Genomic DNA, 17,968 nt, shown 5'->3' with positions numbered 1-17,968 from the left:
GTACTGGTCTAGTCCGGACTAGACCACATGTCGCAAAAGACGGTCAAGTCCGCACCTCAGCCGATCAAGGAAAGAGTCCGAGATGACCACGAAGATGCGCAGCGAGATCGCCGAGCAGCCGGCCGCGCTGCGGGCCACGCTGGACGCCCTGCTGCCGAGGGTCGGCGAGGTGAGGGCGGTGGCCGAGCAGAGTCGCCAGTTGCTGTTCATCGCAAGGGGTACTTCCGACAACGCAGCAGTGTACGGGCGATACCTGGTCGAGTCGCACGCGGGCCGCCTGGCCGCGCTGGCGGCGCCCTCGATCGCGACCACGTACAAGCGCCGGCTCGACCTGGACGGGGTGCTGGCCGTCGCGATCTCGCAGTCGGGACGCACGGAGGAGATCGTCGAGACGCTGGCCTGGGCCAAGGAGTGCGGGGCCACCACCGTCGGCATCACGAACGGCGGCGAGCAGAGCCCCCTCGCGCAGGCCGCCGACGTGGCTCTGTGCACGGTCGCAGGGGAGGAGAAGGCCGTCCCGGCGACCAAGACGTACACGACGCAGCTCGCCGCGCTGGCCGTGCTCGCGTTGGGGCTGGGCGCCGACGTGGACCCGGACGACCTGCGGCGGGTGCCCGAGGCGGTGGAGAAGCTGATCGCCGAGCCGGGCGATCTGGACGCCGTGGTCGAGGGGCTGTCCGACAAGCCGGGCGTCGTCGTGTCCGGGCGCGGGCTGGCCTTCTCGACGGCCCTGGAGACGGCGCTGAAGCTCAAGGAGGCGTGCTACCTGCACGCCATGGGCCTGTCCTACGCCGACCTGCTGCACGGCCCCATCGCCGTGGTCGACGCCGACACCCCGGCGCTGCTGGTCGCCGCCCAGAACAGCCCGACGCTGCCCGGGACGGTCGCGCTGGCCGAGCGGGTGGTCGCCGCGGGCGCGGCGGCGTACACGATCGGGGGCGGCGAGGCGCTGGCACGGGCGGGCACGGCCGCGCTGAACGGCCCGGACCTGCCCGAATGGGTGGCGCCGATGGGGCTGATCGTGCCGGGGCAGCTGCTCACCGAGGCGCTGGCCCGCCGGCTCGGCATCGACCCCGACGCTCCGCGTGGGCTGAACAAGGTCACTCAGACCGACTGAAATAGCCTGGGCACGAGAGCTAGGGAGGGCCGGATGGCGGCGGATGCGAACGCGATCATCGCCGGGCTCGGCGGCGCCGACAACATCATCGAGATCGAGCCCTGCATCACCCGGTTGCGTACGGAGGTGCATGACGCGTCCAAGGTCGACCAGGCCGCGCTCAAGGCGGCGGGCGCGCACGGCGTGATGGCCGCGGGAAACGTGGTCCAGGTCGTCGTGGGGCCGGAGGCGGACACCATCGCCAGCGACATCGAGGACATCATCGGCTAAGGGCGAGATCATGACGACTGTTCTCGCCCCCGTCGAGGGGGAGGCCGTGCGGCTGGCCGCTGTGCCCGATCCGGTGTTCTCCGCGGGGCTCGTCGGGCCGGGAGCGGCGATCGATCCGCTCAGGGGGCCGGGGAAGGCCGTGGCCCCCATCGCGGGAAAAATCATGAAACTGCATCCGCACGCGTACGTGATCGTCGGAGACGACGGCAAGGGCGTGCTGGTGCACCTGGGGATCGACACCGTCCAGCTCAGAGGCGAGGGGTTCCAGCTCCTGGCCGCCGAGGGGGACAGGGTGATCGCGGGGCAGCCCGTCGTGGCCTGGGACCCCGCGCTCATCGAGGCGGGCGGGCGCTCTCCCGTCTGCCCGGTCGTGGCACTCGACGCCGACTTCGTGAGCGGAGTCGCTGAGGGGGCAGTGCATGTGGGAGACGAGCTTTTCCGATGGGACTAGCCACGGCGGCCGAGGCGTCACAATGAACGGGCGCTATCACATGGAAGGTCCGGCTGGTCCGGACCGGCACAGAAGGAGGAGTAATGGCTGAGCGCAAGGTCACCGTGGCCGCGGAGGTAGGGCTGCACGCCCGGCCCGCCGCGACGTTCGTCCAGCGGGCCAAGAAGGCCCCCATGGACATCACGGTGACGAAGTCCCACGGCGGGGAGAAGGTCAACGGCAAGAGCATCCTCGCGATCATGGCGCTCGACGTCAGGCAGGGTGAGACCGTCGTGATCAGCGCGGAGGGCGAGGGCTCGGAAGAGGTCCTCGACGAGCTGGCCGAGATCGCCGGCACGCCATGAACCTGCGGGGGGTGGGGGTCAGCCCGGGCATCGGGCACGGCCCCGCTTACGTGCTCACCGCCTCCGTGCCCGAACCCCCCGAGGGCGCCACCTACACCGGCGAGGCCGAGCAGGAGAAGGAGCGCGCGATGGTCGCGCTCACGCAGGTCGCGGGCGAACTGGAGGCCCGTGGCAACCGTGCGGGCGGCGAGGCCGAGGAGATACTCAAGGCCCAGGCGCTGATGGCCGAGGACCCCGGGCTGGTCGTGAAGGTGCGAACGCTGATCGACCGCGGCCTGGCCGCCCCCAGGGCCGTCTTCGAGGCCTTCACGAAGTACCAGGCCGTGCTGGCCGGCTCCGGCGGCTACCTGGGCGAGCGGGCCGCCGACCTCGACGACATCAGGGACCGCGTGATCGCGATCCTCTACGGGCACGCCATGCAGGGGCTCCCGATCTCGCCCAAGGAGCCGTACGTGCTGGTCGCCAGGGACCTCGCGCCCGCCGACACGGCGCTGCTGCGCAATCAGGACGTCGCCGCGTTCGTCACCGAGGAGGGCGGGCCCACCAGCCACACGGCGATCATCGCCAGGGCGATGGGCGTCCCCGCCGTCGTGGCCTGCGGCGGCGCGACCGCCATCCCGCCGGGCGTCCGGGTGATGGCCGACGGCACCTCGGGAGACGTGCGCGTGGAGCCGGCCGAGTCCGACGTGGCCGAGGCGCTCGGGGCGGACACCGCCAGGCAGGCCGCGTTCGCCCTGGCGAAGGGCCCCGGCAGGACCGCCGACGGGCACGCGGTTCCGCTGCTCGCGAACATCGGCGGCCCTGCCGAACTCGACGACGCCGTCGGTGCCGGCGCCGAGGGTGTCGGGCTCTACCGGACGGAGTTCCTCTTCCTCGACAGGGCCGAGCCGCCCTCCGCCGAGGAGCAGCGGCGTGCCTACCGGGCGGCGCTCGAGGCGTTCCCCGGCGGCAAGGTGGTCGTGCGGACGCTGGACGGCGGCGCCGACAAGCCGCTGGCCTTCCTGCCCGCGCCCAGCGAGCCGAACCCGGCGCTGGGGGAGCGCGGGCTGCGCAGGTTCAGGCGGTTCCCCGAGGTCATGGAGGCCCAGCTCGGCGCGCTGGCGGCCGTCGCGTCCCCGGGGCTCCAGGTCATGGCGCCGATGGTGGCCACGGCCGAGGAGGCCGGGTGGTTCGCGCAGGAGTGCCGGGCCAGGGGCCTGAGGGAGGTGGGCGTGATGATCGAGATCCCGTCGGCCGCGCTGAGGGCCCGCGAACTGCTCGTCCGGGTGGACTTCGTCTCGATCGGGACCAACGACCTCGCCCAGTACGCCTTCGCCGCAGACCGCCAGGTCGGCGCCGTGAGCGCGCTGCACGACCCGTGGCAGCCCGCGCTGCTCGACCTGGTGGCCATGACCGCGACCGCCGCCTCGGACGCGGGCAAGCCGTGCGGCGTCTGCGGCGAGTCGGCCGCCGACCCGGCGCTGGCCTGCGTGCTCGTCGGGCTCGGGGTCTCCACGCTGTCGATGGGGGTCGCCGCGCTGCCCGCCGTACGCGCGGTGCTGGCCGCGCACACGTTGGACCAGTGCCGCCGCGCCGCCGAGGCCGCGCGGGCACAGCCGACGGCGGCCTACGCGCGTGCGGCGGCCCGCGCCCACCTGCCGGGCCTCGTCCGGCTCGGCCTGTAGCCCGCCCCTCCCTTCAAGCGGAGGGTAAAGGGAGGGTCTCCACCGGGTCGTCGGATGGATACCTTTGGAGGCATGCTTCGACGGATCGGCACGGCAGGCCTTCTCACGCTCGCTCTCACCGCCTGCGGCGGTGGGGGCGGCCCGGCGGGCGCGACCCCCACCGGAGGCGGCAAGGCCGCGCCACCCGCGCAGACCCCGGCCCCTCAGACCACGGCCCCCCAGAGCCCGCCCCAGGCCCAGGCGGGCGCCGTCGGGCGCGCCCTGTCGAAGATGAGCGTCCAGGAGAAGGTCGGCCAGCTCTTCATGCCCGTCCTGTACGGCACCGCGGCCGACACGGTGTCGGGCGAGAACCAGGCCAGGTACGGCGCCGGCACCCCGGCCAAGGTGATCGCGAAATACCACCTCGGCGGCGTGATCCTCTTCCCGCACAACATCAAGGGCGTCGGCCAGGTCGTCGGCCTCACCAACGGCCTGCAGAAGTCGTCCAGGGAGGTCCCGCTCCTGATCGGCACCGACCAGGAGAACGGCCTGGTGGCCAGGATGTCCGCGCTCATGACGGACTTCCCCGGCGCCGCCGAGATCGGCGCGACCAAGGACCCCGACCTGGCCATGGCCGTGGCCAAGGCCACCGGTGACGAGCTGCGCGCGCTCGGCGTCAACCTCGACTTCGCCCCGGTCGCCGACGTGAACGTCAATCCGAACAACCCGGTCATCGGCCGCCGGGCCTACGGCGACGATCCGGCGCGGGTGGCGAAGATGGTGGCGGCGGCGGTCAAGGGCTTCGGCGCGTCGAAGGTGGCCGCCACCGCCAAGCACTTCCCCGGCCACGGCGACACCGACGTCGACAGCCACACGGGGCTGCCCGTGATCAAGCACACGAAGGCCCAATGGGAGCGGATCGACGCGCCGCCGTTCAAGGCCGCCATCGGCGCGGGCGTGGATGCCGTGATGAGCGCCCACATCGTCTTCCCCAAGCTCGACCCGTCGAGAGACCCGGCCACGCTCTCCAAGCCCATCCTGACCGGCCTGCTCAGGCAGAAGCTCGGCTTCAAGGGGGTGATCTCCACCGACGCGCTCAACATGGAGGGCGTGCGCAAGAAGTACGACGACGGGGAGATCGCGGTGCGGGCCGTCCTGGCCGGGGCCGACCTGCTGCTCATGCCGAACGACCTGCCCAAGGCGTACCAGGCGGTGCTCGCGGCGGTGAAGTCGGGCCGGATCTCGCAGCAGCGGCTCGACCAGTCGGTCACCCGGCTGCTCACGCTCAAGCAGAACAGGGGGTTCCTGGTCAAGGCTCCCGTGGCCGACGCGGATGAGGCGGCCCGCGTGCTGCGCTCCAAGGAGCACCGCAAGCTGGCCGCCCTTGTCGCGCGTTAGTGCGAGCCGCGCAGCCCGCTGGCGATGAACATGCCGGCCAGCACGGCGAACAGGAACGCCTGCAGGAACTGGATGAGGACCTCCAGCGCGGTCATCACGATCGTCATCGCCACGCCGATGACACCGAGGCCCGCGCCCAGCGGGGTGAGCCGCTCGAACAGGAACCAGAAGCCCACCGAGCTGAAGAAGGCCACGATGATGTGGCCGGCGAACATGTTCGCGAACAGCCGGATGAAGTGGGTGAACAGTGACGTGATGAACACCTCGGCCAGGATCATCGGGGCATAGAGCCCGTACGCCCAGCTCGGCAGGCCGGGCAGGTGCACGATGCCCCGCAGGTAGCCGCGCACGCCGTGGTGCCGGACGCCGAGGTAGATCTTGATGACGTACACGGTGACCGCCAGCACCAGCGGGAAGGCGATGTGGGCGGCCACGGGGAACTGGATGAGCGGGATGACACCCATCAGGTTCCAGATGAGCACGGTCAGGAAGATCGTGAAGAGGAAGCCCATCCAGCGGTCGGAGTCCTTGCCGAGGTTGGGCTTGGCGATCTGCTCGCGCACGAACTCGTACGCGTACTCGCCGATGCTCTGCCAGCCGCGTGGGACGATCTTCGGCTTGGCGAACGCGGCCCAGCACACGGCGATGGCGATGGCCGAGCTGAGCAGCGCGATGAGGACGGGTTTGGTGAGCCATTCCGGGCCGCCGGGGAAGATCGGCGGGAATTGGAAGAGGTCGAGTCCCGGGGCGATCTCGGTCCACTCGTGATGGGGGGCGGTCAGGCCATTGGAGGCGGTCAGGCCATTGGAGGTGATCAGGATCGTCGTCCGCACGGCGGTCCTTTCTTGGTAGCGACCTATCGCTGGAGAATCACCTTAACCGGATATTTCGGACATTCTTTTTGTGGGGTTTTGCCGATTAACAAACGCCGAGTCGTGTAAAGGCGACATCGGAGACTGTTCTACGCTGGAAGCGTGCTTACGGGTGTGCTCATCGACTGGGGAGGGGTGCTGACGACCGGCCTCTCCGACGCCATCGCGCGCTGGATCGCGGCTGACAGGATCGACGGCGACCACTACCGCGAGGTGATGCGGAAGATGATCGACCACGCCTACCACGGTGACGGCGAGAGCGTTGTCCACGCGCTGGAGAGGGGTGAGATCGACGGCTCGGCTTTCGAGCGCGACCTCGCCGCGAGGCTGCTCACCGTGGACGGCGTGCCGCCCGTGGCCGAAGGGCTGCTGGCCCGGATGTTCGCGGGATTCGAACGAGTTGACGCAATGTACGACATGCTCCGCGACGTACGGAAAAATGGTGTCAAAACGTGTTTGGTCTCTAACTCTTGGTCGAATGAGTATCCCCGCCACGACTGGGACGAGTTCTTCGACGCGGTGGTGATCTCCGGCGAGGTCGGGATGCGCAAGCCCGAGCCGCGCATCTTCCACCACGCGCTCGAACAGATCGGGCTCGGCGGCGAGGAGTGCGTGTTCATCGACGACATCGAGGCCAACATCCTGGCCGCCCGCGCCCTCGGCATCGCCGGCATCCACCACAGCGACGCGAACTCGACCATCGCGGAACTCGAGACCCTCCTCCGCCTCACGTTGCGACGGGCATGATAGAGCCCTTGCAAGGCTGAGAACGGAGCGAGGACCTCCGCCTCGGCGCGCCGAGCGGAGCTCGGCCAGAAAGCACGAAAGGTTCGTCATGCGCGTCTATCTGCCGTGCACTCTCCCGGCCCTGGCCACGGCGGTCAAGGCGGGGGAGTTGGGCCCGGCCCCGCTGACCGGCTACGCGGTCACCCCCGCGCTGACCGAGTGGTACGCCTCGGGTGACACCGAGGAGCTCGAATACGTGGCGCTCACCGAGGCGGCCCGCGCCTCGCTGCGGATGCTCGCCGCCGACCGCGCCGACGGCGTCGAGGCCGCGCCGCGGCGGGTGGTGGTCGCGGCGGAGGTGCCCGACCGCTCGGTCTCCGCGGGGGTCGATCTGGAGGAACGGGCGAGAGTGCGCCTCGCCGACCCGATCCCGCTGGCCAAGGTGGCCGCGGTGCACATCGACGACCACGAGGCCGGCCCCGACATCGAGGCCGCCGTCGCCGCGCTGCCCGCCGCCGACGCGGGCGACGACGACGCGAGGTTCACCGTGGACGGGGCCGAGGCGCACGAGCTCATGTGGTACGCCACGCAGGAGATCCCCGACCTCCTGCGCTGATAACAGTGAGATCACATGGATCACCATTCCGTGAGCGCCCGCAGCCCGGCCTCGCTAAGGTCCCGACGCGGCATTGTCAGTCAGACGCAAGGAGTCGGTCCAAGTGAAGCTTCGTGTCGCGGCCGCCGCGGTGGGCGCCATGGCAGCGGTCCTGCTGGCGGGCACGCCCGCAAACGCGCAGGCCAAGCCGTACGACCACCAGGACCCGGCAAAGTCGGGCTGCTGGAGCTCGGCCAAGGTGGTGCGGACGGCCGACATCAAGATGCGGCGCGAGTCGGTCGGGACGATCAAGCTGTGGTGGTCCTTCAAGTGCAAGACCAACTGGGTGGAGATCAGGACGTCCTCGACCGCGACCGGGACCATCAGCGTTTACGCGGGCGACGGCCGGAGTGACACGTTCAGCTTCAAGGCGGGCAACAAGGGCAGGCACTGGGGGAACATGGTCTGGGCGGAGAACATGTGCGCCTACGGCAAGGCCTCCGTGCGGTGGAACGGCGGCCGCGGCGGCCAGATCGGCAACGGCAGCACCACCAAGGCCTGCAAGTAGCTCGTCGCGGGGCCGTGGCCGGATGGTCGCGGCCCCCGCGCTGGACGTTCATCGAGATGTCACACGTGCCGTCTAAGCTTGTCGCAACATGACGACGCACATCATCTGGGATTGGAACGGCACTCTCTTCCACGACATCGACGCCGTGGTCGGAGCCACCAACGAAGTCTTCAAGCCGTACGCGCTTCCTGTCCTGACCGCCGACGGCTTCCGCGCCGTCTACACCCGGCCCATCTGGGTCGCCTACGAGCGCCTGCTCGGCCGTCCCCTGGCCGAGGGCGAGTGGCAGCTGCTGGACGACGGGTTCCACGAGCACTATTTCCGGCTGAGCGAGGTCTGCGGGCTGGCCGCCGACGCCGAGCTCGTCCTGACGGGCTGGACGGGCACCCAGTCGCTCTGCTCGATGGCGCCGCACGCCCATCTGGTGCCCAAGGTCGAGTCGTTCGGCATCACCAGGCACTTCACCCGGATCGACGGGCTGCTCGGCACCACGGGCGGCGAGAAGGCCGCGCACATGGTGGCGCACATCGAGTCCATCGGCGTCGACCCCCGCGAGATCCTGGTGATCGGCGACAGCGTGGACGACGGGCTCGCCGCCAAGCACGTGGGGGCCAGGGCGGTGCTCTACACGGGCGGGATGACCACCAGGGCCGACCTGGAGAGCACCGGCCTCCCCGTGGTCGACACCCTCTCCGCCGCGATCGAGTACGCGTAGGGCGGTCCATGCGCAAATTGCCCAGGCGCCGAACCCGAGCCGGGCGTTGGCCTTAAGCTCAAGGACCGAACTCGAGCGGCGGCGCACGTCGTACGCTATGCGGCGTCACCCCCCAGGAGGCTGCCATCAACCGCCTTGTGCTCTGGAACGTCGACCTGACGCTGGTCGACGTCGCCATCGTGACCAGGGACGCCTACGCCGAGGCGTTCCGCTTCGTGACCGGGCGACCGCTGGTCAAGCTCGTGCCCCCGATGGGCCGCCCGGACTCCGAGATCGTCTTCGAGACGCTCGCCGTCAACGGCGTCCAGGCCGAGGACGATCACCTGCCCAAGTTCCTGTCGGCGCTCGCCGTGGCCTTCGCCGACCGGCGCGGGCGGCTGGCCAAGGAGGGGCGCATGATGCCGGGGGCGAAGGACGCGCTGAAGGCGGTGTCCAGGCTCGACGGCGTGATCCAGACGGTGCTGACCGGCACCATCAAGAGCAACGCCGTCCACAAGCTCAAGGCGTTCGGGCTGGACAAGCACGTCGACTTCGCGCTGGGCGGATACGGCGAGGAGGTCTACCCCAAGGCGACGCTGCTGCAGGTGGCGCAGTCGCGCGCCAAGGAGCGCCTCGGCACGCCGTTCACCGCGGCCAACACCGTGGTGATCGGCGACTCCACGCGCGACGTGCAGGCGGCCAAGATCGGCGGGGCCGCGATGATCGGGGTCGCCTCCGGCCGCTCCACGGCCGCCGAGCTGCGCGACGCGGGCGCCGACGTGGTGCTGCCCGACCTCTCCAACGCCTCCGAAGTGGTTGCCGCCGTCGCCTCTCTCACCGACTCCGCCGGCCGCGCCGTCCTCTGAACCGCCCTCCCGGTCCCGGCGCCCCCTTCCTGGCGCGTCCCAGCCCGTGCCGGACGGCGCTGTGGACGCGCGGCCTCGCTGCTGCGACGTGGGTCAGGACAGGGCATTGAGGAAGCGGGCGGCGGCCGGGGCGGCCACGGCGGCGCCCGGGCCGGCGCCCTCGGCGATGACCGCGAAGGCCAGGTCGCCCCGGTAGCCGATGAACCACGAGTGGGTCGGCGGCTCCTTGCCCGAGCCGTACTCCGCCGTGCCCGTCTTGCCGGCCGTGCCCTCCGGGAAGCGGACCGCGTGGGCGGTGCCCTCGGTGACGACGGCGGGCATGAGCTTGCGCAGGGCGGCGACCACGCCCGGCTCCAGCGGGCGCGGATTGTCCGGCTGGGCCCCGGGGATCAGCTCCTCCTTCACCAGGTGGGGGGCGATCCACGCGCCGGAGGCGATGGCGGCCGCGACCGAGGCCATGTTGAGCGGGCTCGCCAGGACGCGGCCCTGGCCGATCGAGGCGGAGGCCAGATCCGTGTCGTCCTTCGGGTCGGGGAACTCCGCCCGGACCGCGGGGACGCCGGGCGTGATCGGGGTGCCGAAGCCGAAGCTGCGGGCGACCTCGGCCAGCCGCCCGCCCTTGAGCCGCTCCACGCTCATCTGCCCGAACGTCGTGTTGCACGAGTGCGCGAACGCCTCCTCGAACGACAGCGTGCCGAAGTCCTCGAAGTTCGCGTTGTGGAAGGGGAAGCCGCCGATGTTCTTCTCGGCGGGGCACGTGACCTGGCGGGACGGCTCGGCCCCGTCCGCCACCAGCGCGGAGGCGGTCACGACCTTGAACGTCGAGCCGGGCGGGTACTTGCCGAGCAGCGCCCGGTTGAAGCCTCCCGGCCTGTTCACCACCGCGAGGATCTCGCCGGTCGAGGCCCGGAGGGCCACCAGTGAGGCGGGCTGGGAGACGCCCTCAAGGGCCTTGGCTCCTGCCTGGTGGATCTTCAGGTCGACGGTGGTCTGTATCGGGCGGTATCCGGGCGCGGGGACGACCGTCCGGATGGGTTTGTCCCCCTCGTAGAGGTCGATCCGGGAGCGGTTCGACGACTTGAAGCGGTCCGGGAAGGTCTGCTTCATGCCCTCCACGAGCTGCTGCACCGAGCCCGGCGCGGACGGGGTGTTGATCGGGGTGCCGTCGGCGGCCAGGACCCGCAGCGGGTCGCCCTCCTGGGTGATGACGCGCAGCGAGCGGCCCTTCCTGAGCAGCGGATGGATGGTCGCCGGCGTCCAGGCCACCTTCCAGGCGCGGTCGCGCTCGACGAGCTTGAGCTGACCGCTGTAGTCCCAGTCCTCCTGGCCGGTCAGCTTCGCCGCGAACGAGATCTCCTCTCCGTAGGAGGCGAAGACCCCCGTCGCCCTGGGGACGTAGAACTGCGCCCCGGTGAGCTTGAGGTCGGTACGGAAGCGGCGGTGCCAGCTCTCGAAGTCGGCGGGCGGCTCGGCCACCAGCGCGCGCATCCCCGCATAGTCCTGGGCCGACCAGGCCGCCAGGTACTTGTCGGCCGTCTCCTTCGGCGAGCCCTCCGTGCGCAGCGCCCAGATGACGCCTCCCGCCGCGACGACCGGGACCAAGAGCGCCGGAACGATCCACGGCCACCGGCGGCGCCGCCGCCCGTACAGTGTCCCCCTTTGTGGTGCCATGACGCAGAGGACACCAGAGGGGCGGCAGGGGTGTCCAATACTGATATGACTGCTTCAAAGATATAAATGTGGATATAGTGGCTGGTCGTGGACCTCGTCCGGCATCTACGCTACTTCACCGTGGTCGCGGAGGAACTCCACTTCGGCAACGCCGCGATCCGCCTCGGCATGGCGCAGCCGCCGCTCAGCCAGCGCATCAAGCGCCTGGAGGAGGAGCTCGGCGTGCGGCTGTTCGACCGCTCGGCCCGCCAGGTGCGGCTCACCGAGGCGGGCAGGCTGCTCCTGGGCGAGGCCCGCGAGATCGTGGCCCGGGTGGACCGGCTGCACGAGCTGGCCAGGCAGGGCGAGGGCGCGGTCCTCAAGGTCGGCGTCCCGCCCGACCTGGCCGACGCCGTGATCGCCGCCCTGGTCGCGGGTTTCCGCGAGACCAATCCCGAGGTACGCCTCGCGCCCGCCGAGATCTGGACCGCCGACCAGGTGACGGCGCTGGCGGAGGGGGCCATCGACGTGGGCCTGGTCCGCCATCCGGTCTCCGCGCCCGGTCTGCGCTTCGGCCAGGTGCTCGTGCAGGCGCAGGGCGTGCTGCTGGCCGAAGGCGATCCGCTCACCGGTGTCGGGGAGGTGCACCTGGCCGACCTGGCTGGACGTGAGTTGCTGATGCCGCCCCAAGATGGGGAGCCGGGGCTCTACGCGGAGATGCTCTCGGAGTGCCGCCGCCACGGCTACGTGCCCGTCCAGGTGCACGAGGGCGCGGGGCTGGGGCTGGTGCTGGCGGGGGCGGCGGTGGCGTTCGGCCCGAAGGTGGAGCTGCCGGGGCTCGCCTGGAGGCCGCTGCTAGGCTCGCCGATCACGTGCCGGGTCTCCACCGCCTGGCGCGTGGCGGCGAACGCGGTCAACGACTTCTCGGCCGTGGCCGTACGTACGTTGAAGGAGAGCGCCGGGATGACGGACGAGGGTGCCGTGTCCGTGCGGCGGGTCAGCCGCCGGCCGGGGATGCTGGCATGAGCGAGCGCAGCGAGCGAACAATAAGACACAGCCGCGTCGCGCTCATGCGCCCGACGAAGGCGGGCGCATGAGCGCACCTGACTTTGACGCGCTGTTCCGGGCGGCGGGCGTGACCGGCTGGCTGTACGCCTCCGACATCGACTCGGGGCAGGATGTGGGGCACAGGCCGGACGAGCCGGTGCCCACGGCGTCGATGTTCAAGGTGCCGCTGCTGGTGGCGCTCTGCCGCCAGGCCGACGCGGGGCTGCTGGATCTCACCGAACGGGTGACCGTGACGGCCGGCGACCGGGTGTCGGGGCCGACGGGGCTCTCGGCGATGCTCGACGACGTGACCATCTCGCTGCGCGACCTGGCCTACCTGATGATTACCGTGAGCGACAACACCTCAGCCGACGTGCTGCTGGGCCGGGTGGGGTTCGAGGCGGTCAATGAAGTGCCGGCGGAGTTCGGGCTCGACGGGACGCGGGTGACGCAGAGCGCCCGGGAGCTTCTCGACAGCATGAGTGCCGACGCCGGGCACGGGTGGCCGTTCGTGGATCCCGAGGACATCGCGCGGCTGAGGGTGCTCGACCCCGCGCGGACGAACCGGTCAACTCCCCGCGAACTGGCCAGGCTGTTCGGGATGATCTGGCGGGACGAGGCGGCCTCGGCGGAGTCGTGCGCCTGGATGCGCGGCGTGCTGAACATGCAGGTGTGGCCGCACCGGCTGGCCTCCGGCTTCCCGTACGACGACGTCGCGGTCAGCGGCAAGACCGGCACGCTGCCCACGCTGCGCGCCGAGTCGGGCGTCGTCGAATACCCCGACGGCCGGCGCTACGCGGTGGCCGTGGTCACCCGGTCCTTCAGCACCGCGCTCAACCAGCCCAGGGCCGACGCCGTGATCGGCACGGCCGCGCGTATGGCGGTGGACCACCTACGGAAATAGCAAGTTATGTGGAAGGTCGGGTATGACATTCCCCCAAACGGGCGACAGGATGGGGCACATGGTTGCTGAGGGCGCGCTTCTCTGGGAGCCGGGCGAAGAGGTGGTCGCGAAGGCCAGGCTGACCCGTTACCTGGAGTGGCTGGGGAAGCCGGGTCCCTACGAGGACGTGTGGCGATGGTCCGTCGAGCGCCCCGAGGAGTTCTGGACGTCGGTCTGGGAGTACTTCGACGTCATCGGGGAGCGTGGTGACGGGCCGGTCCTCTCGGGGACGATGCCGGACGCCCGGTGGTTCGAGGGCGGCTCGCTCAACTACGCCGAGAACGCGCTGCGCCGTACGGAGGGCACCGCCGTGGTGTTCGTCTCCGAGGACGGCGCCCGCCAGGAGCTGACCTGGGCGGAGCTGCGCGAGGAGGTGGCCCGCGTCCGCGCGGGGCTGTCCCGGCTCGGCGTGCGGCGTGGCGACCGGGTGGCGGCCTACCTGCCGAACATCCCGCAGGCCCTGATCGCCTTCCTGGCGACCGCCTCGCTGGGCGCGATCTGGTCGGCCGGCTCGCCCGACTTCGGGGTGCCGAGCATCGTCGACAGGTTCAAGCAGATCGAGCCCAAGGTGCTCATCGCGGTCGACGGCTACCACTACAACGGCAAGACGTACGACCGCTCCGACGCCGTCAACGAGATCGCCGCCCAGCTGCCCACGCTGCGCGCGACCGTGTGGATCCCGTACCTGGCGGCGCTCGACGAGGGCCGTGCCCCTCAGCAGGCCGAGCCCTCGGAGGCGCACACCCGGGAGGTGCCGCACGGCGAGGTGATCGGCTGGGAGGGGCTGCGGTCGGAGGAGGGGCCGCTGGAGTTCGAACGGGTGCCGTTCGACCACCCGCTCTGGATCCTCTACTCCAGCGGCACGACGGGGCTGCCCAAGCCGATCGTCCACGGTCACGGTGGCGTCGTCCTGGAGCACCTCAAGTCGCTCGCCTTCCACCAGGACGTGGGCGAGGGCGATGTGTTCTTCTGGTACACCACCACGGGCTGGATGATGTGGAACTACCTCATCGGCGCCCTGCTGGTGGGGGCCACGCCGGTGCTGTACGACGGCGCGGCCACCTATCCGTCGCCGGCCGCGCTGTGGCGGATCGCCGACTCCGAGGACGTGACCTACTTCGGGGTCGGGGCGCCGTACATCATGGCCTCGCTCAAGGCCGGGATCCATCCCGAGGGGCTGGAGCGGCTGCGCGGCATCGGCTCGACCGGGTCGCCGCTGCCGCCGGAGGGGTTCGAGTGGGTGGCCTCCGAGCTGCCGGGGATCCCGCTGGGCTCCTTCTCCGGCGGGACGGACGTGTGCACGGGGTTCGTCGGGGCGACCGTGCTCCACCCGATCCGGGCGGGGATCATCCCGTGCCGGTCGCTGGGGGCCAAGGTGGAGTCGTACGACGTCTCGGGCAAGCCGGTCGTCGGCGAGGTGGGCGAGCTGGTGCTGACCGCGCCGATGCCGTCCATGCCGGTGAAGTTCTGGAACGACCCCGACGGACGGCGCTACTTCGAGAGCTACTTCGACGTCTACCCGGGCGTGTGGCGGCACGGCGACTGGATCAAGGTCAACGAGGACGGCAGCTGCGTGATCTACGGCCGCTCCGACTCGACGCTCAACCGGGGCGGCGTGCGGATGGGCACCAGCGAGTTCTACCGGGTGGTCGAGCGGTTCGAGGAGATCGCCGACAGCCTCGTGATCGACACCGGGCAGCTCGGGCAGGAGGGCCGGCTGCTGCTGTACGTGACGCTCGCGGAGGGCGCGACGCTCACCGAGCCGCTCGAACGCGCCCTCTGCGACGCCCTGCGCAAGGAGCTTTCACCGCGTCACGTGCCCAACGAGATCCACGTGGTCCCGGGCATCCCTCGCACGCTCTCCGGCAAGAAGCTGGAGGTGCCCGTACGCAAGATCCTGCTGGGCACGCCCGTCGAGCAGGCGGCCAACCCCGACGCCATGGCCAACCCCGAGGTGCTCCGCCACTTCACGCCGGAAGCATGATGATCTTGCCGCGCGTGCCGCCCTCCTCGGCCCGGCGGTGCACCTCCCCCAGCTCGGTCAGGGGGAGCGACTCGGCGATCTCGACGTCGAGCTCGCCCCGGTCGATGAGGGCGGCGAGCTCGGCCAGCTGAGCCGGGTCGTTGCGGGCCACGAAGTGGGTGCCGCCCTCGATCGGGGTGGCGATGGTGATCACCGTGCGCCCGAGGCCGGCCAGGGCGGCGGCGTCCTTCGCGGGGAGCGCGGCCAGGTTCAGCAGCACGTCCATGCTGCCGGGGAGCGGCGTGGTCGTGTAGTCGATCACCTCGTCGGCGCCGTACCGCTTGACGGCCGCCGCGCTGCGCGGGCTCGCCGTGGCGAACACGGTCGCGCCCGCGAGCTTGGCGAGCTGGACGGCGAACATGCCGACCCCGCCGCCCGCCCCGTTGATCAGCACGCGCTGCCCCCGCGTGACGCGGGCGTGCTCGTGGACCGCCTGCCAGGCGGTGAGCCCGGCCACCGGCACCGCGGCGGCGTGGGCGAGCGGGACGCTCTCCGGCGCCCTGGCCAGCACGCTCGCCGGGACGGCGGCGTATTCGGCCGCCACGCTCCCTACCAGGCCGAACACGCGGTCACCTGCCACCAGGTCCGTGACGCCCCGGCCGGTCTCGACGACCGTGCCGGAGACGTCCGAGCCGAGCGTGTGCGGCAGCTCCACGCGGAGCACGTCGCGCAGCAGGCCCGCGCGCAGGCCGATCTCCGACGGGTTGAACGAGGTCGCGGCCACCTCGATGAGCACCTCCCCAGGGCCCGGCCGCGGCGTCGGTATCCGGTCATGGCGGATCTCGCCGCCGTATTCGTGGATGCGGGCGGCCCGCATGGTCTCGGGCGGCGCTCCGGGGGAGCGGAAGTCCGCGGCGTGCTCGGCCACCCATGCGCCGAACGTGCGGGGCGGAGTCTTCGTGATCTCCTCGACCGCCGACGTGGCGGGAGCCGGGTGGCCGACCAGGTCCGCCTGGGCCTGGAGGACGCTGTCCACCGCCTGCGGGGGCCAGCCCTTGGCCAGCAGGTCCGCGCGGGTCCGGTCCGGCGGGACCTCCTCCCAGCGCGCCGGAAATTTCATGATCTCGGAAATGACGCGTACCTGGTCGGCCTGGGTGATCGACTCCGGACCGGTCAATTCGTGGACGGCGCCGTGGTGCCCGTCGTCCAGCAGCGCCCGTACGGCGACCGCCGCGATGTCCCGCTCGTCCACCACGGGCATGGCGGCCCGGCCGTACGAGCCGCGTACCAGTCCGGCCCGGACCTGCGCGGCCCATCGCAGCGCGTTGGCCGCGAAGGCGTGCGGGCGCAGGAACGTCCACTCCATCCCGGACCGCTCGATCAGCCGCTCGATCTCGCGTTCGTGGTCGCGCACCGCCGCGGAGGAGAGGTAGACCACGCGGCGGGCCAGGCCTGCGATGGCGTCGATCACCGCCCGCGCTCCGTCCGCCGTGGCGAACGGCCACACCAGGAACACCGACTCCACCCCGTCGAGCGGCAGCGACCCGGGGTCGGCCAGGTCGCCTCCGGGTCTGCTGAAGAGCCTGACCTCGGCCCCCGCCGCGGTCAACTGCGCCGCCACCTGCCTGCCGACCGTGCCGGTAGCACACGTGACCAGTATTTTTCTCATGCAGGCCACCGTAGATGCCCGCTACGAGACAACCAATGCGCCATAGTCGCCCATTTCATACGTCATCGTCTTCCGGTAGGTTTCGACCGTGGATGTGCTCAGCGACGTGATCGCCCTCATGCGCACCGGCAGCCCCCGCTCGGCCCGCGTCGAACTGCGCGCGCCCTGGGGGCAGCGCTTCCCCTCCGTGCCGGGCTCCGCGGGATTCCAGGTGATCCTTCGGGGATCGAGCTGGCTGATCCCGCCGGAGGGCGATCCGATCGCGCTGTCGGTGGGCGACGTGCTCTTCTTCCCCCACGGTCACGGCTACGCGATGGCCGACTCGCCGACCACCCCGGTGGTCGAGCTCGACTGCGACCCGCTGGACGACGCGCCCGGCCTGTTCGCCTCCGAGTCGATCGACGGCCCTGTCTCCACCGTCCTGCTGTGCGGGGGCTACCGGCTCGACCCTGGCCGGGCCCATCCGATCCTGCGCGAGCTGCCCGACCTGATCCACCTGCCCGCCCGGCTCGGCCTGCACAACGAGCTGCGGGCCGCCGTCGAGGCCCTGGGCGCGGAGATCCAGCGCCCCCGGCTGGGCGCCGACACGGTGGTGTCGTCGCTGCTCGACCTGCTCCTGCTCTACATCCTGCGGGCCTGGTTCGAGGGGGAGCACGGCCAGTGCTCGGTCGGCGGGTGGGCGCAGGCGCTGGCCGATCCGGGCATCAGCGCCGCGCTGGACGCCGTCCATCGCGATCCCGCCCATCCGTGGACGGTGCAGGAGCTGGGCGCGCGGGCGGGGCTGTCGAGGGCGGCCTTCTCCCGCCGCTTCAGCGCGCTGGTGGGCCGGCCGCCGCTCGCGTACATCACCTGGTGGCGCCTGGCCACGGCGGCCCGCCTGATGCGCGAGTCCGACGCGCCGCTCAGCAGGATCGCCGCCAGCGTCGGCTACGGCTCGGAGTTCGCTTTCGCCAACGCCTTCAAGCGGGAGTACGAGGTGGCGCCGGGCAGGTACCGCCGGGAGGGGTGTTCTTTGCCCGCGAAAGAACTTCTTAAAACGTAACAATTGCCGCACGACTTTGTGCGCGTGGCGATCTCGTATTCGGCAGCCATTGACGCTCCAACCATTGCTGAATTACCGTCGCCACATTGCTTAAAACGATTTTGCCGGGG

At 70.9% G+C, this 17,968-nt stretch carries 18 protein-coding genes; 15 read left to right on the top strand and 3 right to left on the bottom strand.

What is annotated here, in order from left to right:
- Window positions 1-82 precede the first annotated feature (82 nt).
- The 6 genes from AB0H84_RS27225 to nagZ all read left to right on the top strand — a co-directional run bounded on the left by AB0H84_RS27225 (window position 83) and on the right by nagZ (window position 5,223).
- A complete protein-coding gene (locus tag AB0H84_RS27225; protein ID WP_357609781.1) occupies window positions 83-1,117 on the top strand; it encodes an SIS domain-containing protein in 1,035 nt (344 codons plus the stop codon).
- A 33-nt stretch (window positions 1,118-1,150) separates the two neighbouring features.
- Entirely contained in the window at window positions 1,151-1,387 is a 237-nt protein-coding gene (locus tag AB0H84_RS27220; RefSeq protein ID WP_192790232.1) for a PTS glucose/sucrose transporter subunit IIB, read from the top strand.
- Between the two features lie 10 nt (window positions 1,388-1,397).
- Entirely contained in the window at window positions 1,398-1,838 is a 441-nt protein-coding gene (locus tag AB0H84_RS27215; protein ID WP_357609778.1) for a PTS glucose transporter subunit IIA, read from the top strand.
- A gap of 83 nt (window positions 1,839-1,921) precedes the next feature.
- A complete protein-coding gene (locus AB0H84_RS27210) occupies window positions 1,922-2,182 on the top strand; it encodes an HPr family phosphocarrier protein (protein WP_344996593.1) in 261 nt (86 codons plus the stop codon).
- Between the two features lie 11 nt (window positions 2,183-2,193).
- Window positions 2,194-3,846, top strand: coding sequence for a phosphoenolpyruvate--protein phosphotransferase (gene ptsP, locus AB0H84_RS27205; protein ID WP_357609776.1), 1,653 nt, complete (start codon window positions 2,194-2,196; stop codon window positions 3,844-3,846).
- A 72-nt stretch (window positions 3,847-3,918) separates the two neighbouring features.
- Window positions 3,919-5,223 carry a beta-N-acetylhexosaminidase gene (gene nagZ, locus AB0H84_RS27200; protein WP_357609773.1) on the top strand — a complete coding sequence of 435 codons (1,305 nt, stop codon included), beginning with the start codon at window positions 3,919-3,921 and terminating at the stop codon, window positions 5,221-5,223.
- Here the strand turns inward: nagZ and atpB are convergent.
- Window positions 5,220-6,056 (bottom strand): F0F1 ATP synthase subunit A, encoded by an 837-nt coding sequence (gene atpB / locus AB0H84_RS27195; protein WP_357609770.1) that lies wholly within the window; start codon window positions 6,054-6,056, stop codon window positions 5,220-5,222. The genes nagZ and atpB overlap by 4 nt on opposite strands.
- A gap of 141 nt (window positions 6,057-6,197) precedes the next feature.
- Here atpB and AB0H84_RS27190 point away from each other — a divergent pair, with 141 nt between their 5' ends.
- The 5 genes from AB0H84_RS27190 to AB0H84_RS27170 all read left to right on the top strand — a co-directional run bounded on the left by AB0H84_RS27190 (window position 6,198) and on the right by AB0H84_RS27170 (window position 9,544).
- Window positions 6,198-6,842: an HAD family phosphatase gene (locus AB0H84_RS27190; protein ID WP_357609767.1), complete on the top strand. Its 645-nt coding sequence runs from the start codon at window positions 6,198-6,200 to the stop codon at window positions 6,840-6,842.
- Window positions 6,843-6,930: 88 nt separating this feature from the next.
- Complete coding sequence (locus AB0H84_RS27185) at window positions 6,931-7,437, top strand: hypothetical protein (protein WP_357609764.1); 507 nt, start codon at window positions 6,931-6,933, stop codon at window positions 7,435-7,437.
- Between the two features lie 103 nt (window positions 7,438-7,540).
- A complete protein-coding gene (locus AB0H84_RS27180) occupies window positions 7,541-7,984 on the top strand; it encodes a DUF2690 domain-containing protein (protein ID WP_357609761.1) in 444 nt (147 codons plus the stop codon).
- Between the two features lie 88 nt (window positions 7,985-8,072).
- On the top strand, window positions 8,073-8,699 hold the full coding sequence (locus AB0H84_RS27175; protein WP_357609758.1) for an HAD hydrolase-like protein: 627 nt from the start codon (window positions 8,073-8,075) through the stop codon (window positions 8,697-8,699).
- Between the two features lie 137 nt (window positions 8,700-8,836).
- Entirely contained in the window at window positions 8,837-9,544 is a 708-nt protein-coding gene (locus AB0H84_RS27170) for a haloacid dehalogenase-like hydrolase (protein ID WP_357609755.1), read from the top strand.
- Window positions 9,545-9,637: 93 nt separating this feature from the next.
- Here AB0H84_RS27170 and AB0H84_RS27165 read toward each other — a convergent pair whose 3' ends face one another.
- Window positions 9,638-11,215, bottom strand: a complete 1,578-nt coding sequence (locus AB0H84_RS27165) for a penicillin-binding transpeptidase domain-containing protein (RefSeq protein ID WP_357609753.1) — start codon at window positions 11,213-11,215, stop codon at window positions 9,638-9,640.
- A gap of 87 nt (window positions 11,216-11,302) precedes the next feature.
- Between AB0H84_RS27165 and AB0H84_RS27160 the strand changes: the two genes are divergently transcribed.
- The 3 genes from AB0H84_RS27160 to AB0H84_RS27150 all read left to right on the top strand — a co-directional run bounded on the left by AB0H84_RS27160 (window position 11,303) and on the right by AB0H84_RS27150 (window position 15,168).
- A complete protein-coding gene (locus AB0H84_RS27160) occupies window positions 11,303-12,220 on the top strand; it encodes a LysR family transcriptional regulator (RefSeq protein ID WP_357609750.1) in 918 nt (305 codons plus the stop codon).
- Between the two features lie 67 nt (window positions 12,221-12,287).
- Window positions 12,288-13,145: a serine hydrolase gene (locus AB0H84_RS27155; RefSeq protein ID WP_357609747.1), complete on the top strand. Its 858-nt coding sequence runs from the start codon at window positions 12,288-12,290 to the stop codon at window positions 13,143-13,145.
- Window positions 13,146-13,203: 58 nt separating this feature from the next.
- Complete coding sequence (locus AB0H84_RS27150) at window positions 13,204-15,168, top strand: acetoacetate--CoA ligase (RefSeq protein WP_357609745.1); 1,965 nt, start codon at window positions 13,204-13,206, stop codon at window positions 15,166-15,168.
- Here AB0H84_RS27150 and AB0H84_RS27145 read toward each other — a convergent pair.
- Window positions 15,152-16,816, bottom strand: a complete 1,665-nt coding sequence (locus AB0H84_RS27145; protein WP_357609742.1) for a zinc-binding dehydrogenase — start codon at window positions 16,814-16,816, stop codon at window positions 15,152-15,154. The two genes, AB0H84_RS27150 and AB0H84_RS27145, sit on opposite strands and share 17 nt — an antisense overlap.
- Before the next feature lie 88 nt (window positions 16,817-16,904).
- Between AB0H84_RS27145 and AB0H84_RS27140 the strand changes: the two genes are divergently transcribed.
- Window positions 16,905-17,858, top strand: a complete 954-nt coding sequence (locus AB0H84_RS27140) for an AraC family transcriptional regulator (protein ID WP_357609739.1) — start codon at window positions 16,905-16,907, stop codon at window positions 17,856-17,858.
- Window positions 17,859-17,968: the final 110 nt, after the last annotated feature.

The organism is Nonomuraea sp. NPDC050786, from assembly GCF_040654115.1.
Lineage (GTDB): Bacteria > Actinomycetota > Actinomycetes > Streptosporangiales > Streptosporangiaceae > Nonomuraea.
Note: the sequence above shows the minus strand (reverse complement) of the source record. Positions and strands in the feature narration are given on the sequence as shown.